The following is a 13,868-nucleotide window of genomic DNA, read 5'->3' as shown; positions in this document are numbered from 1 at the left end:
TGCCGAACGCCTTGCCTCTCTAGTCCATTCGTGAACATAGTATTTACATACGAACTTTCAGCGTCAAGCGCGCTTCATGGGTGCTTTCCCGTAAAACGAAACTTGCAAACGACGATCCTTGCTGTTGAAATTCATTGGTGAACAAATCGATTCAACCGGACATCCTCGGCAAGCCCGCCGAAGAGCAGGAGCAGCAGGACCGCTACCGCGCCCCCGCGCTCGACAAGGGCCTGGACATCCTCGAACTGCTGGCCGACCAGCCCGAAGGCCTGACGCGCGGCGAGATCGTGAAGGCGCTCGACCGCGGCCCCAGCGAGATCTACCGCATGCTCGAACGGCTGGTGGCGCGCCAGTACGTGCTGCGCTCGCTGGCGGGCGACCGCTACAGCCTGAGCCTGAAGATGTTCGACCTGGCGCACCGCTATCCGCCGAACCACCGGCTGGTGACGCAGGCGCTGCCGGTGATGGACCGCTACGTGAAGGAGGCCGAGCAGTCCTGCCACCTGGGCGTGTACGACCGGGGCAACGTGCAGATCGTGGCGCAGGTCAACAGCCCCGCGGCGAGCAGCATGACGGTGCGGCCCGGCACGCGCGTGAACCTGCTGGACACCGGCTCGGGCCAGGTGCTGCTGGCCTGCGAGTCGGAAGAGCGGCGCCGGCAGATGCTGGCGGAGCACGTCGCGCTCGACGGCGAGGTACAGATTCCGCCTGACGAGCTGGAGCACATGCTCGAGGCCGTGCGCGCCACCGGTTACCGGCAGCGCGAGAGCATGCAGTACTTCGGCGTGATCGACATCTCCTGCCCCATCCTCGGGCCGCACGGGCATGCGCTGGCGGTGCTCACCACGCCGTACATCCGACGCATCGACCGGCACGCGATTCCGTCGCTGGACCGCGCGCGAGAACTCATGCTGCAGGCCGCGCGCGATCTCTCGCTGCTGGCGAATGCCTGATCAGCCTGCCGGCGGAGGCTGCTGCTTCTTCTTTTTCTCTCTGCGGCCGCCGATCGCCCCCGACGCCGCGGCGCCAAGAATGCGCCGGAAGGTCGGGCACTCCATGTGGCTGGGTGCGCGGCAGACGGCCGCATGGCGCAGGCCGTCGCGCATCGCGCTCAAGTTGCGGATCGTGCGGTCGAGCTCGTCCGCCTTGGCGTTGAGCATCACCCGATCGATGCGCGGCTGCCCGTTGGGGCCGAACATGCGCGCGATCTCGTCGAGCGAGAAACCGGCGGCGCGGCCCAGCGCGATCAGCGCCAGCCGCTCCAGCACGCCTTCATCGAATGTGCGCCGCAGGCCCTGCCGGCCGGTGGAGGCGATCAGCCCCTTCTCGTCGTAGTAGCGCAGCGTGGACGCGGGCAGGCCGGAGCGTTTGGCCACTTCGGCGATATCCATGTGCTTCCTCCTCTTGACTTCAAGCCGGCTTGAATTTGCATAGTGCGGCTTCCGCCTCGTGAAGGCAAGCAAGAGGAAACGATCATGGAGAAAACCATGCACCCCGCCACGCAAGCGGCCGGCGACGCACAGGCCCGGCTCTGGAACGGCCCGGCCGGCCACGCCTGGGTCGATGCGCAGCAAACGCTGGACCAGCTTTTCGGCCCGCTGGAGAAACTGCTCGTCGAGACGGCCTGCGCCGCTCCCGGGAGCCGCGTGCTCGACGTCGGCTGCGGCACCGGCGGCACCACGCTGGCCATCGCGCGAGCAGTGGGCGGCGGCGCGGAATGCACCGGCATCGACATCTCGCAGCCGATGATCGCCGCCGCCCGCATCCGTGCCGGGCGCGAGGGCATACCCGCTCGCTTCGTCTGCGCGAACGCGCAGACCCACGCCTTCGAGCCCGCGAGATTCGACAGCATCGTCTCGCGCCTCGGCGTGATGTTCTTCGACGACCCTGTGCGCGCCTTCGCCAACCTGCGGCACGCCGCGAAGGACGGCGCCGGGCTGAGCTTCGTCGCATGGCGAAGCGCGGCCGAGAACCCGTTCATGACGACCGCCGAGCGCGCAGCCGCGCCGCTGCTGCCGAACCTGCCGCCCCGTGTTCCGGGCGCACCGGGCCAGTTCGCCTTCGCGGACCGCGAGCGGGTGCAGGCCGTCCTCGAGGAAAGCGGCTGGCACGGCATCGACATCCGGCCCGTCGACCTGCACTGCACGATGCCCGAGAGGGATCTGGTCGGCTATCTGAGCCGCCTCGGTCCGGTCGGCATTGCGCTGCTGCAGGCGGATGAGGAAACGCGCGCCCGGGTCATCCACACGGTGCGCGCCGCCTTCGAGCCCTACGTGCATGGCGACGAGGTCCGGCTGACCGCAGCCTGCTGGCTGGTCAAGGGGCGTGCCGATGCCTGACACGACGAAGCTGCTTGCCGGCGCGGTGTTGGTCGGCACCGGCGCCACCGCGCTCATGGACCTCTGGGCCATTGCCCGCAAGCACCTGCTGGGCGTTCCGTCGCTCGACTACGCACTGGTCGGCCGATGGCTGGCCTGGCTGCCGCGCGGCCGCTTCTTCCACACGCCCATTGCCGCCACGCCGCCCGTACGTGGAGAACGCCTGCTGGGCTGGGTCGCGCACTACACGATCGGCATCGCATTCGCTGCGGCGCTGCTCACCGTCTGGGGCCATGGCTGGCTGCTTGCTCCCACGCTCGGCCCCGCAATGCTCATCGGCATCGGCAGCGTGGCCGCTCCCTTCTTCGTGATGCAGCCGGCCATGGGCGCCGGCATCGCCGCCAGCCGCACGCCACGGCCGGCCATCGCGCGGCTGCACAGCCTGGTCACGCACGCGGTCTTCGGGCTCGGGCTCTACGCGACCGGCCGGGCCCTGGCCTGAGCGAAGCTCAGGCGAAGAGCTTCCCGTTGAGCGCGATCCGCACCGTCTTCACCGTGAGCACCGCCAGCGCCACGTTCAGCGCAGCCAGCAGCACGATGGCGATCGCCCAGAGCGGCTCGCTCGGATGCGACTCGGCGTACTTCAGCGCGGCGTTGGCCAGCGCAGCCATCGGGAAGCCGATCGCCCACCAGCCCGGCGCGAAGCTGGCGCCGCGGCGGAACACCTTCGGCGCGACCACGGCGAACATGAAAAGGCCGAAGTAGAAGAGCAGCGAGGCGAAGCGGTCGATCTCGCCGACGATGTTGGTGTAGGCGAGAAAGCCCACGGCGAAAGGCGCCACCAGGATCATCAGCGATGGCTCCATGGCGGGAGCGAGCGGATCGCGATGCACCAGCCGGCCGATGATCATGGTGAAGAGCACGAGGGCCAGCACCACGCCGATGGCGCTGGCAGCCAGGTTGGCCTCGGCCGCCCAGGCCATCGGCATGTGCGCACCGGTCACGGGAATGTCGAGCGTGGCCACGCCGGGGATGATCCACGCCGGCACCGCGAGCGAGGCATCCACCTGCCCCTTCAGCAGCCGCGACAGGCCCGCGAAGCTCAGCGAGAAGGTCGCCAGCAGCCCGATCGTCCACGCGAGGTGAGCGAGGGGCGCGCTGTACGGCGCGATGACGGCCGACAGCAGCAGGATGGAGATCGCGATGGTGCCGAAGAAGTTGCCCGCCACCGGATGATGGAACTCCGCGTGCACCGCCTGCGGATGCCTCACCAGCTTCGTCAGGTAGCCCGCCGCGATCAGCACGAACACGCCCAGCGCGGAGGCCCCGATGGCTTCGCCGATGATGGCCGGCGCGCCCAGGCTCTCATGCGCGAGCCGCCATGCGAGGGCCAGCCCGGAAAAGCCCATCACGGAGGCGAAGAGGTTGACCGGGAGGTTGCGCACGGAGGCTTGCGCGCGCGGCGCAACCGCGGCGACCGATGAAATCACCGGGGAGGAAGGGTTCAGAGCCTGGTTTTGCATGTTGTCGTCCTTGGCTGGATTTGCATTAGTGTGTATTTTCCGCCAGACTACCGAAGCCATTTCCGCCAACTCACGGCGTTTTCAGCCAATCCCCGGACCTTGTCTGCCATGCGTGTCGCCATCCTCGCCTTTCCCCGTTTCCAACTGCTCGACGTGGCCGGCCCCGCCGACGTCTTCGCCGAGGCATCGCAGCAGCTGGGCGACCCGCGCGCCTATCGCGTCCAGGTGATCTCCAGCGGCGAAAGCATGCTCAAGAGCAGCGGCGGGCTGCGGCTGGGCGTCGATTCCACGGTGGCCACGCATCGCGGCGCCATCGACACCCTGCTGGTCGCCGGCAGCCCCCGCGTGGAAGACATGGCGGCCGACACGCAGTTGCAAGAGTGGCTCAGGCGCCAGGCGCGCACCGTGCGGCGCTACGGCTCGGTGTGCAGCGGCGCCTTCGTGCTTGCCGCCAGCGGGCTGCTCGACGGCAAGCGCGTGGCCACGCACTGGAAGCTCGCGGGCCAACTCGCCTCCGACTACCCGCTCGCCAGCGTCGAGTCGGACGCCATCTACGTGCGCGACGGCCAGCTCTTCACCTCCGCCGGCGTCACGGCCGGCATGGACCTCGCGCTGGCCATGGTGGAGGAAGACCACGGCCGCGACCTCGCGCTGAGCGTGGCGCGGCAGCTGGTGATGTTCCTCAAGCGCCCCGGCGGCCAGAGCCAGTTCAGCGCCCACCTGGCGGCCCAGACCTCCGAGCGCTCCAGCATGCGCGAAGTGCAGGACCACGTGCTCGCGAACCTCAAGGGCGACCTCTCCGTGCCCGCCCTCGCCCAGCGCGCCGGCATGAGCGAGCGCAACTTCGCGCGCATCTTCCGCAGCGAAACCGGCACCACGCCGGCCGAGTTTGTCGAGAATGCGAGGATCGACGCCGCCCGCCGGATGGCCGAGGAGTCGGACCTGCCGGCCAAGCGCCTGGCCGACGCGGTGGGCTACGCGAACGTTGACGGCTTCAGGCGTGCATTCGGCCGCCGCCTGGGCGTGAGCCTCGTGGAGTACCGCAGGCGCTTCGCCAGCTGACGACACACCGGAGCGACCCATGAAGATCGAGCCGTTCGACGAGGGACTGGACCAGCGCAACATCGTCGCCTACGACCCGGCGTACGCCGAAGTCTTCGCCGCCGCGCGCGAGTACGTGCAGGCACGGCTGCCCGCCGTGGAGCTGGTGCACATCGGCAGCACGGCCATCGCCGGCCTGCGCGGCAAGCCCATGATCGACACGGCCGCCATCACCACCCGCGAGAACCTGCGCGAGGAGCAGGCGCAGTTCGAGCGCATCGGCTTCCACCGCCGCCCGGTCTGGGTCGACCGCGACGAGAAGCCGTATGTCTGCGGCTCGGTGCTGCACGCAGGGCGGCGCTTCAATATCAACATCCACGTCTGCCACCGCGGCGATCCGGTCCACAGGGATTCGCTGGCCTTCATCGGCATCCTCGAACGCCGCCCCGACCTGCGCCTGAAGTACGAGCAGGCCAAGGACCGCGCCCACGCGGTCGATCCGGCCAATCCCCAGATATACAACCGCGAGAAAGAGGCTGTAATCAAGGAAATCGAGGCCCAGATTCCCAGGGAGTAGCCGTTCCAGCGCCGCAGGAGGCCCGAAGAGGCCTGTGCACGGAGGTGAGTCCAGATGTCCGCTGCCATGTTCGCCGCCCTGTTCTTCACGGTGGCACTGCTCGTCACGACGGCCTATTTCATCATGGGCTCCATCCCGCTGCTGGTGCTCAAGCACGACACGCCGCTGGACGCGCGCTTCGTGCGCGGCTTCTTCAACATCTACTACGTCGCCGCCTTCATCACCGCGAGCGCGACGGCGGTGAGCTTCGCCTCCGCGGGCCGGCTGGGCATCGCGGCCGGCGCGGCGGCACTGGCGGCGATCGCCGTCGTGCTGCGCAAGAAAGTGATTCCGAAGATGGACGCGCTGGGCACGCAGATCCAGTCGAACTACATGGACGCGATCCCGGGGTTCCGCAGAACCCACGTGGTCGCGATCCTGATCAACATCGCCCAGCTGGTGGCGATCGTCTGGACGCTGATCGCCGTGGGGCGGTAGCTTGCGGCTCTCAGTCGGCGTAGACGCCCGCCGCCTTGATCACGGGCGTCCATTTCGCGATCTCGTCGATCACGAACTTCTTGTGGCCCGCCGGCTCGACGCGGCCGTCGGTGGCAACCACGGCGCCGAGCTGTTCCTCGCGGTGGATGAAGTCCGGATCTTTCAGCGCGACCTTGAGTGCGTCGTTGAGCTTCTTGAGCACCGGCGCGGGCGTGCCCTTGGGCGCGTACAGGCCGTGCCAGATCGTGACCTGGAAGTTCTTCAGGCCGGCCTCGTCGAGCGTGGGCAGGTCCTTCAACAGCGGCAGCGCGAGCCGCTTCGACGTGGTGACGGCGAAGGCCTTCACCTTGCCGCCCTGGATGTGCGGCGTGGTGTTGGTGGTCTGGTCGCACAGCAGGTCGATCTGGCCGCCGATCAGGTCGGTGATGGCGGGCGCGGTGCCCTTGTAGGGCACCGGCGTCATCTCGGTTTTGGTGGCACTCTGGAACAGCAGGCCGCACAGGTGCGAGGCCGAGCCCACGCCGGCGTTGCCGAGGTTGATCTTGCCCTTGTTGGCGGCGATCCAGCCGCTGAGCTCCTTGTAGTTGGCGGCCGGAATGCCCGGCTTGGAGATGAGCGTCATCGGCACGTCGTTGACGATGCCCAGGTACTCGAAGTCGGTCTCGACCTTGAACGGCACGTTGCGCACCAGGCTGGGCACGGTGGCCATCGCGATGTGGTTGAGCAGCAGCGTGTAGCCGTCGGGCGTGGCGCGCGCCACCTTGGCCGCGCCGATGGAGCTGCCGGCGCCGGGCACGTTGTCGATGATGACGGTGCTGCCGCCCAGCGGCTTGCGCAGCGCCTCGGCAAGGTCGCGCGCGACGCGGTCGGTCGGGCCGCCGGCCGCGAAGGGCACGACGATGGTGACGGGCTTGCCGCCCGGGAAGTCCTGCGCATGGGCAGCGACGGCGGCAGCGGCGATCGCCGCGAGGGCGAACAGTTTCTTCATGGAGTCTCCGTGAGGTTGGATTGAAAAATGGTTCAGGGCGCGCGCGGCGGCACGCGGCTCTCCAGCGCGGGCGGCTGCCATGCGGGCTGGATGTGGCAGCCGTTCCTGCCGTCGGTGTCGTAGCGCGGCATCAGCGTCTTGCAGCGTTGGGCGAGGCCCTCGGGTGTGGGCTTCTCGCCCTTGTCGATCCAGTCGAGCAGCGCGGCGAAGAGCGCGGGGTATTCCGAATCGCTCAGGTAGCTGTGCTCGCGCTCGCTGCTGAAGCTCTGTACCAGCAGGTCGCCGGTACCGGCCGCGTCACGGATGCGGCGGTAGGAATTTTCGAGTTCGACGAAGGCCGTGGGATCGTCGATGGCATGCAGGCCCACGGTGGGCAGCGCGGTGCGGCCGGTGGGCTGGCTGTCGGCCGCCAGCGCGCCCTTGGCCTGCGGATCGGCCGCATAGCGCAGCACGCCGGCATTGAGCGCCGCGTCGTCGGCCGAGCCGCTGTAGACCACGCCGACGTTGCCGAAGGGGTTGCGGCCCTCCAGGCGCTTCTGCACCAGGTCCTGGAAGAGCCAGGTCGCCCAGCTCAGGTGGCCCAGCAGCGAGCGCTCCTGGATCTTCACGACCGAAAGAATGGTCTTCAGCCGCGCCGCCTGCTCGGGCGTGCGCTGCGCGGCGGGCAGGCCGACGCCGGTGCACTCCTTCACGCGCGCGGCGAGGTCGGCGCGCGTGAGCTTCGAATCGAGCGGCAGGCCCATCCACAGCGGGTACTGCGGCTCGTCGGGGCGCGGATGGTTGCGGCAGACGTACTGGTAGACCACGCGCAGGTCGAGCCGGAAGTCGTAGGCGCTGTTGCCGCCGCCGAGCACGCCGCTGGTGAGCAGCAGACCGTCGTAGGGCGACTTCGCGCCGCCGGCCGGCGCGTAGAGCTCGGCCGCCTTCGCCGCCACCCCAGCGCCGTAGCTCTGCCCGTGCAGCAGCGTGCGGTGCGGCTGGCCGAAATGCCGCACGAAGATCCGGCGCAGGCGCTCGGTGTCTTCGGCGGCCATGGTCACGCCGTAGCCGCCGCGCCTGTAGGTGGAAGCAGCCCACGCATAGCCGGCCTTCACGGTGACGGCCCAGCGCTTGAGGTCTTCCTCGCTGCGCTCCAGCTTGGGCGGTCCGGTCTCGGGGCCGCCGTGCGCGTGCATCACGAGCACGCGGCCGGCATCCTTCGCCCAGTCCTTCGGGATGGCGATCCAGTAGAACGAGCCCGCGCCGTCCTCACCGGTGTAGCAGCGCGCAGACTCGGGCACCGGCGAGGGGCAGGCTGCCGCTTTCGGGCCGGCAGGAGCGGCGTGGGCTTGCGCACCCGATACCGCACCGAGCAGCGCGAAGGCGGTGGAAGCCGCGAGGCTGGAAAGTCGTTTGTTCAATGGCGTACTCCGAATTCGAGCGCCGCCTTCGCCGTGTCGGTGGAGACGAATGCGAGGACGCCGCTGTTGAAGATGAAATTGCCCGGCCGGCCGGCATCGGCTTGCGCCGCGCCGAGCACGGGAGTGTCGTAGTTCAGCGCGGCTGCCGCGCCGCCGAGGTTGAGGCCGGTGCCGGCCACCGTGGCATCGTGGTTCTCGCCCTTGACGCTGACCAGCGCGTAGCTGCCGTCCGCCGTGCCGCTGACCAGGCTCTGCTGCAGGCCGTACACGCGCATGCCCATGTTGGCCGCCGATTCGCGTACCAGGTGCACCGGCACGGCGACGCCGTTGACCAGGCCGATGACCATCGAGCCGGTGAGCGTGCCGCCTGTGGTCACGGCGCTGCCGGTCGGCGAAGTGGTGTACAGGTCGAAGGCGCCGCGCGTGCCGTTGTAGGTGATGTAGCCCTTCTCGGTCTGCGTGCAGCTCGCGTCGTAGGTCATGAAGGCGCCGCTGACCGGATCGCGGCAGTACTGGAAAGTGCCCGCGTTGCGCAGCCGCACCGACGACGCATGCGCCGCCGTGCCGCCGGTGCCCTGCTGCACGCCCACGGCGTTGAAGATGTTCGCCACCGGGTTGAACACCGTCGGCGTGGCCGCGTTCTGGAAGGCGTTCTGGAACGCCAGCAGCGGCGCGAAGCCACCGCCGCTGGGCGCATTCACGCCGCCCGAGAGCACGCCGCCCGCGCCGAAGCTGAACACCGCCCCGCTCTCCGCGCTGGCATAGCTGCAGTTGCCTTCCGACACCAGCGTGCCGCTGCGCACCGTGCCCGCCGTGCGCTGCAGGCTGGCATCGATGGTCACGGTGTAGGCCATGGTGGCCGGGTCGATCTGCACGCGCAGCTCCTCGCCGAAGCTGTCGCCGCCCTTGTAGGTGGTGACGGCCGCAGGCAGGTTCGGGCAGGCCAGCGGGTCGCCGACCTCGGTAACGCAGCTGTAGTTGACGGCCGCGTCCAGGCTGCCGCTGCCGCGGTACTTGGGCCAGGCCGGGAACAGGCACAGCGGACGCGTGCGGCCGTAGGTGCCGGCCACCGCATCGACCGCGACGCCGGTGGCGGGAGCGAGGCCGTTCTCCACCCAGCCTTCGAGCGCGGCGAGCGAATCCCAGTTGGGAATGAAGCTGCCGGTGCCGTGGCCCATGCCAGGCACGGTGTAGAAGCGCACGCTCTGGTCGACCGAGGCCTGGCCCACCGTGGCGATGAGCTGCTTGTAATAGTCGATGGTCGAGTTGGGGCTGATGACTTCGTCGGCCAGGCCGTGCAGCATGATGAGCCGGCCGCCGTGCGCGAAGAAGGGCGCGAGGTTCGGGTTGGTGGCGTCGGTGAGGTTCGACACTTCGGTCACGCGCGCCGCATAGCTGCCCGGGTCCAGCGGGTCGAAGGTCAGCGTGTCGAAGTTGGCGATGCGGGTGACGAAGAACTTCACCCACTGGTCACCGGTGACGTACATGTTGGCGTCGGCCGAGGTGGCGGGGTTGGCCGGCACCTTCCGCGTGCCGAGGTCGCGCGTGGTGAAGGGCCCGGCCACCAGCGCGCCCTCGAGCAGGTTGTAGCCCCCTGCGCGCTTCACGCCATTGGCCAGCGCGTAGGTCGTGAAGTCCAGCGGCGATTCGATGGCGCGCACGGCGTCGAGCTGCGCGTCCGAAAGGCAGGTATCGCCCGTGTCCGCGCCGCCGCTGCAGCGCAGCGAGGCCAGGATCTGGCTGTTCAGCAGGCGGCAGCTTTCGACATTGCTCACGATGCTGTCGGCCGCGCCGTCGAGCTTGTCGCAGGCCTGCATCGCGGCCTTCTGCACCAGCAGCGTCTTCGCCACGTTCATCCAGCCGGCGCCGCCGTTGTTGTAGAGCGCGCGGCCCACGGCCAGGTTCGACAGGCGCGTGCCGGTGTAGTTGAGCGCGGGCTCGTTGGCGATCACGCCGTCGTAGTCCAGCGGCCAGCGCTGGATGTAGCTCAGCGCATCGCGCCCGCCGGTGGAGGTGCCCAGGAAGTAGGCGTGCTTCGGCGCCACGCCATAGCGCGCGAGCACCAGCGCCTGCGCCACGTCGCGCGTCTTCTTGAGCGAGGTGCCGCCGTAGTTGGCGAGCTGCTCGTCGTTGGCCGCGAACTTGCCGTCGGTGATGCTGCCCGACTGGTGGCCAGAGTCGTCGCCGTAGGTGGCATAGCCCAGCGCGAGCGGCGCGGGCTTGCCGGCGGGGCCGAAGCGGATGACCTCGGTGCCGTCGATCAGCACGCCGTCGAAGCCGCCGCCGCCGAAGTGGATGGTCTTCTGGTTCCACTTCTCGGGCAGGTTCACCGCGAAGTTGATCGACTGCGAATTGGGGTCCACCGGCTGGATGGTGCCGCGCACGCGGCAGTAATCGCCCAGCGTGTTGCCGGCGTCGCTCGCGGCGACCGGCGTGGCGCTGGTGACGGTGGCGCCCTGCGTGGGCAGGCTGATCAGCGGGGCAGGCAGGCTCCGGCCTGCGAGGTCGGCGCAGGAGACGACCGGCTGCACGGCCGGAGGCGGCGGGTTGTCGGGCTGGTCGCCCGCGGGCGGGTTGTCGATGCCGCCGGCGGGCGGCGTAGAGGACGCAGGGGGCAAGAAGCCGAAGCCGCCACCCCCTCCCCCACCTCCGCCGCCGCAGGCGGCCAGGGCCAATGAGATGCCGATCGCGCTGGCGACGGCGAGGAACTTCGATGCAGGGCGCTCTTTGCGCATGGACTTGTCTCCGGCATGCGGTCTCGTTGGACCGCTTGTTCTTGAATGGGCGGCCGGAAGATAGATTCGGGGTGACTTAGGGTCAAATAAAATAACAAGGCACTTTTCATACAAAAAACATATGGACATACGGGCACTGCGCTACTTCGCCGCCGTTGCCGAGACCGGCCACATGACGCGCGCGGCCGAGCAACTGGGCATCCAGCAGCCGCCTTTGAGCCTGCAGATCAAGGCGCTCGAACGCGAGCTGGGCGTGCTGCTGTTCCGGCGCCATCCGCGCGGCGTGGCGCTCACCGACGCTGGCCGGCTGTTCCAGGCCGAGGCGCTGCGCATGCTTCAGGACATGGAATCGATGAAGCAGCGCATGACCCGTGTGGCCAAGGGCCAGGCCGGCACGCTCGCGGTGGGCTTCACCAGCTCGGCGGCGGCGCACCGTTTCATGCCCGAGGCGCTGCGCGAGTTCCGCCGCGCCCACCCCGACGTGGAGCTGCAGCTGCGCGAGGACAACGCCGCCGAGCTCACCGAGGCGCTGGCCGCCGGCCGCCTGCACTGCGGCCTGCTGCGCGTGCCGGTCGCGCGGCCCGAGGGGCTGATGTTCGAGACGCTGCTGCGCGAGCCGGTGCTGGTGGCCATGCCCAGCGACCATCGCCTTGCCCTCGGCCGCGACAAGGACTCGCGCCCGCTGCCGCTCGCGAAGCTCTGCGAGGAAGGCATCATCCTCGTGCGGCGCCCGGGCGCGCCCGGCCTGTATGCCGACCTGCTCGCGCTGTGCCACGCCAAGGGGCTGCGCCCGCGCGTGGTGGCCGAAGTCGATCGAATGATGACCAACCTCAATCTCGTGGCCGCGGGTGTCGGCCTCTCGGTGGTGCCGGCGTCGATGCATGGCGTGCACGCGCACGCCATCGCCTACACGCGCCTCGCCGACGGCGGGCAGCTCGACGCGCCGCTCACGCTGGTCTCGCGCGCGGACGAAGACAACCTGCCCGCGCTGAATTTCGCGGCGCTGCTGCGCAGGCTGGCGCAGGAGAACCCCGGCTCATGATCCGGCTTCGCCGTCGCCACCTGCTGCAGCGCGCCAGCGCCCTGCTCGCGGCGGCCTGCGCATTGCCGCGCGTGCTGCACGCGGCGCCGGCACAGTGGCCGAACCGTCCGGTGCGCCTGGTCGTGGTCTATCCGCCCGGCGGCGTGAGCGACGGAATGGCGCGCGCGCTGGCCGAGCCGCTCGCACGTTCGCTCGGCGTGCCGGTGCTCATCGAGAACCGCCCCGGCGCGGGCGGCAGCCTCGGCATGGACGCACTCGCCCGTTCCACGCCCGACGGCAGCACGCTGGCCTTCTCGGCCATCAGCCCGCTCACGCTGCACCCTCTGCTCGCACGCGTTCCCTACGACCCGATGCGCGCCTTCGTGCCCGTGGCCAGCGTGATGCGCACACCGGTGCTGGTGGTGGGCACGCCCGCCTTCACCGGCCGAGGCTTCGGCGAGCTGATCGCGCAGGCGCGCAGGCAGCCGGGCGAAGTGCGATGGGCGACGTCGGGCGTGGCCACCATCGGCCACCTGGTGCTGGCGCAGGTGCGCGCGCAAAGCGGTGCCGACATCACGCACATTCCCTACCAGGGCGGCGGTCCGCAGCTCAACGATGCGCTCAGCGGCCAGTTCGAGGTGCTCTCCACCAACGTCGCCGCGCAGCAGCTGCAGTACATCGAAGGTGGCCGATTCCAGGCGCTGGCCGTGGGCGCGCCTGCGCGCATCGAGGCACTGCCCACGGTGCCCACGCTCGCGGAGCTGGGCTTCGGGAAGGCCAACCGCGACTCGCTCTTCGGCATCTTCGCGCCCGCGCGCACACCACCAGCTGTGGTGCAGATGCTCAATGCGGAGATCAACCGCGTACTCGAAAGCGACGCGGTGCGCGCACGGCTGCGAGCGGCCTACAACCTGCCGGCGGGTGGCGGCAGCGAGGTTTTCGCGCACGAGATCGCGATCGACCGGCGGCGCAATCGGGAGCTTGTGACGGGGGATCGGGCGCAGTTCGACTGAGTCTTCCGACTCAGCCCTCGGCCACCCAGAGCCGGGGGTAGTCGCTGACGAAGCTGTCGGCCGTCACGCTCAGCGTGGCCGCGTAGTCGAAGCGCTTCGCCTCGTACGCATACTCGGTCTCGCCGCGACGCTCGTAACGCTGCATCAGCTCACTGAGCCCGCCACCGCCATCGATATCGAGCCATGCGGCAGGCGCATCCGCGCCCTCGCCTTTCGCAAGACCCAGGCGGCGCAGCTGCAGCAGGTTGGTGGCGGGCGTGAAACCCAGGTCGAGGTCGATGCAGTGCGACAGGTCGGGCACGGCCTCGTCGTTGAGCTTCCAGTGGCCGCGCGGGTCGCGGGCGATGGAGAGGTCGACCGCCGAGTCGCCCAGCCATCCGCGCACCGTGCCCCACTGGGTGTGCCACAGCAGATCGCAGCGCACGCGGTAGTGCAGCTGGCCGATGCGGCCGTCTTCCAGGCGGAACACCGCCGCACCGTCGAGTTGCCAGGCCGAGGCATTGCGTTCGAGGCGGCAGGCATCGTGACCCGGTACGTCGAGCCTGCGCCAGAGGATGGAAGCGACCGTTTGCATGGCGCGCATGATGGCACCGGCATGCGGCGGCGCGCAAGCAATGACCCGCCGCCCCGAAAAAAGTCGGCCTGGCACGCTGCTGGGCGTGCGCGTCGGCGAATCGCCCCGCACGCGCAAGCAGCGCCCAGCCGCGAGACAATTGTTTCCGTGAGCTCCCAGACCCCATCGGCACCGAAGATCCGCCGCATCGCGCACCTCGAC

General features: G+C 69.4%; 14 protein-coding genes. 8 read left to right on the top strand and 6 right to left on the bottom strand.

Annotated features, from left to right (window positions below; genetic code table 11):
* Positions 1-137: 137 nt before the first annotated feature.
* A complete protein-coding gene (locus ABL844_RS07495) occupies positions 138-953 on the top strand; it encodes an IclR family transcriptional regulator (RefSeq protein ID WP_311736981.1) in 816 nt (271 codons plus the stop codon).
* Here the strand turns inward: ABL844_RS07495 and ABL844_RS07490 are convergent, their stop codons facing one another.
* Positions 954-1,391: a helix-turn-helix domain-containing protein gene (locus tag ABL844_RS07490; RefSeq protein WP_184635379.1), complete on the bottom strand. Its 438-nt coding sequence runs from the start codon at positions 1,389-1,391 to the stop codon at positions 954-956.
* 84 nt (positions 1,392-1,475) lie between these two features.
* Between ABL844_RS07490 and ABL844_RS07485 the strand changes: the two genes are divergently transcribed.
* Both ABL844_RS07485 and ABL844_RS07480 read left to right on the top strand, forming a co-directional pair.
* Positions 1,476-2,339 (top strand): class I SAM-dependent methyltransferase, encoded by an 864-nt coding sequence (locus tag ABL844_RS07485; RefSeq protein WP_418130901.1) that lies wholly within the window; start codon positions 1,476-1,478, stop codon positions 2,337-2,339.
* Complete coding sequence (locus tag ABL844_RS07480; protein ID WP_418130900.1) at positions 2,332-2,820, top strand: DUF2938 domain-containing protein; 489 nt, start codon at positions 2,332-2,334, stop codon at positions 2,818-2,820. The genes ABL844_RS07485 and ABL844_RS07480 overlap by 8 nt, the downstream gene beginning before the upstream one ends.
* A gap of 7 nt (positions 2,821-2,827) precedes the next feature.
* Here the strand turns inward: ABL844_RS07480 and ABL844_RS07475 are convergent, their stop codons facing one another.
* Positions 2,828-3,841, bottom strand: coding sequence for an SLAC1 anion channel family protein (locus ABL844_RS07475; RefSeq protein ID WP_418130899.1), 1,014 nt, complete (start codon positions 3,839-3,841; stop codon positions 2,828-2,830).
* Between the two features lie 108 nt (positions 3,842-3,949).
* Here ABL844_RS07475 and ABL844_RS07470 point away from each other — a divergent pair, with 108 nt between their 5' ends.
* The 3 genes from ABL844_RS07470 to ABL844_RS07460 are packed head-to-tail and all read left to right on the top strand — an operon-like array spanning position 3,950 to position 5,936.
* Positions 3,950-4,903, top strand: coding sequence for a GlxA family transcriptional regulator (locus ABL844_RS07470; RefSeq protein WP_418120447.1), 954 nt, complete (start codon positions 3,950-3,952; stop codon positions 4,901-4,903).
* 19 nt (positions 4,904-4,922) lie between these two features.
* Positions 4,923-5,459, top strand: a complete 537-nt coding sequence (locus ABL844_RS07465) for a GrpB family protein (RefSeq protein ID WP_184635373.1) — start codon at positions 4,923-4,925, stop codon at positions 5,457-5,459.
* 54 nt (positions 5,460-5,513) lie between these two features.
* Entirely contained in the window at positions 5,514-5,936 is a 423-nt protein-coding gene (locus ABL844_RS07460) for a hypothetical protein (protein ID WP_126023232.1), read from the top strand.
* A 10-nt stretch (positions 5,937-5,946) separates the two neighbouring features.
* Here ABL844_RS07460 and ABL844_RS07455 read toward each other — a convergent pair whose 3' ends face one another.
* From ABL844_RS07455 to ABL844_RS07445, 3 genes are read right to left on the bottom strand one after another with little or no spacing between them, the layout of a single operon-like run.
* Positions 5,947-6,924 carry a tripartite tricarboxylate transporter substrate-binding protein gene (locus ABL844_RS07455; RefSeq protein WP_418130898.1) on the bottom strand — a complete coding sequence of 326 codons (978 nt, stop codon included), beginning with the start codon at positions 6,922-6,924 and terminating at the stop codon, positions 5,947-5,949.
* A gap of 32 nt (positions 6,925-6,956) precedes the next feature.
* Positions 6,957-8,324, bottom strand: coding sequence for a hypothetical protein (locus ABL844_RS07450; RefSeq protein ID WP_418130897.1), 1,368 nt, complete (start codon positions 8,322-8,324; stop codon positions 6,957-6,959).
* Entirely contained in the window at positions 8,321-11,059 is a 2,739-nt protein-coding gene (locus ABL844_RS07445; RefSeq protein WP_418130896.1) for a tannase/feruloyl esterase family alpha/beta hydrolase, read from the bottom strand. Before ABL844_RS07445 ends, ABL844_RS07450 begins: the two co-directional genes overlap by 4 nt.
* Before the next feature lie 121 nt (positions 11,060-11,180).
* On the opposite strand from ABL844_RS07445, the gene ABL844_RS07440 reads away from it, so the two are divergent.
* Both ABL844_RS07440 and ABL844_RS07435 read left to right on the top strand, forming a co-directional pair.
* Entirely contained in the window at positions 11,181-12,101 is a 921-nt protein-coding gene (locus ABL844_RS07440) for a LysR family transcriptional regulator (RefSeq protein WP_418130895.1), read from the top strand.
* Positions 12,098-13,093 (top strand): Bug family tripartite tricarboxylate transporter substrate binding protein, encoded by a 996-nt coding sequence (locus ABL844_RS07435; RefSeq protein ID WP_418130894.1) that lies wholly within the window; start codon positions 12,098-12,100, stop codon positions 13,091-13,093. The genes ABL844_RS07440 and ABL844_RS07435 overlap by 4 nt, the downstream gene beginning before the upstream one ends.
* 10 nt (positions 13,094-13,103) lie before the next feature.
* On the opposite strand, the gene ABL844_RS07430 is transcribed toward ABL844_RS07435, so the two are convergent.
* Positions 13,104-13,676, bottom strand: coding sequence for a putative glycolipid-binding domain-containing protein (locus ABL844_RS07430; protein ID WP_418124913.1), 573 nt, complete (start codon positions 13,674-13,676; stop codon positions 13,104-13,106).
* Between the last annotated feature and the right edge of the window lie 192 nt (positions 13,677-13,868).

Origin of the sequence: Variovorax sp. 278MFTsu5.1 (assembly GCF_048305045.1) — a bacterium.
GTDB lineage: Bacteria > Pseudomonadota > Gammaproteobacteria > Burkholderiales > Burkholderiaceae_C > Variovorax > Variovorax guangxiensis.
The sequence above is the reverse complement of the archived record's forward strand: the minus strand, read 5'-3'. Positions and strand labels throughout refer to the sequence as shown.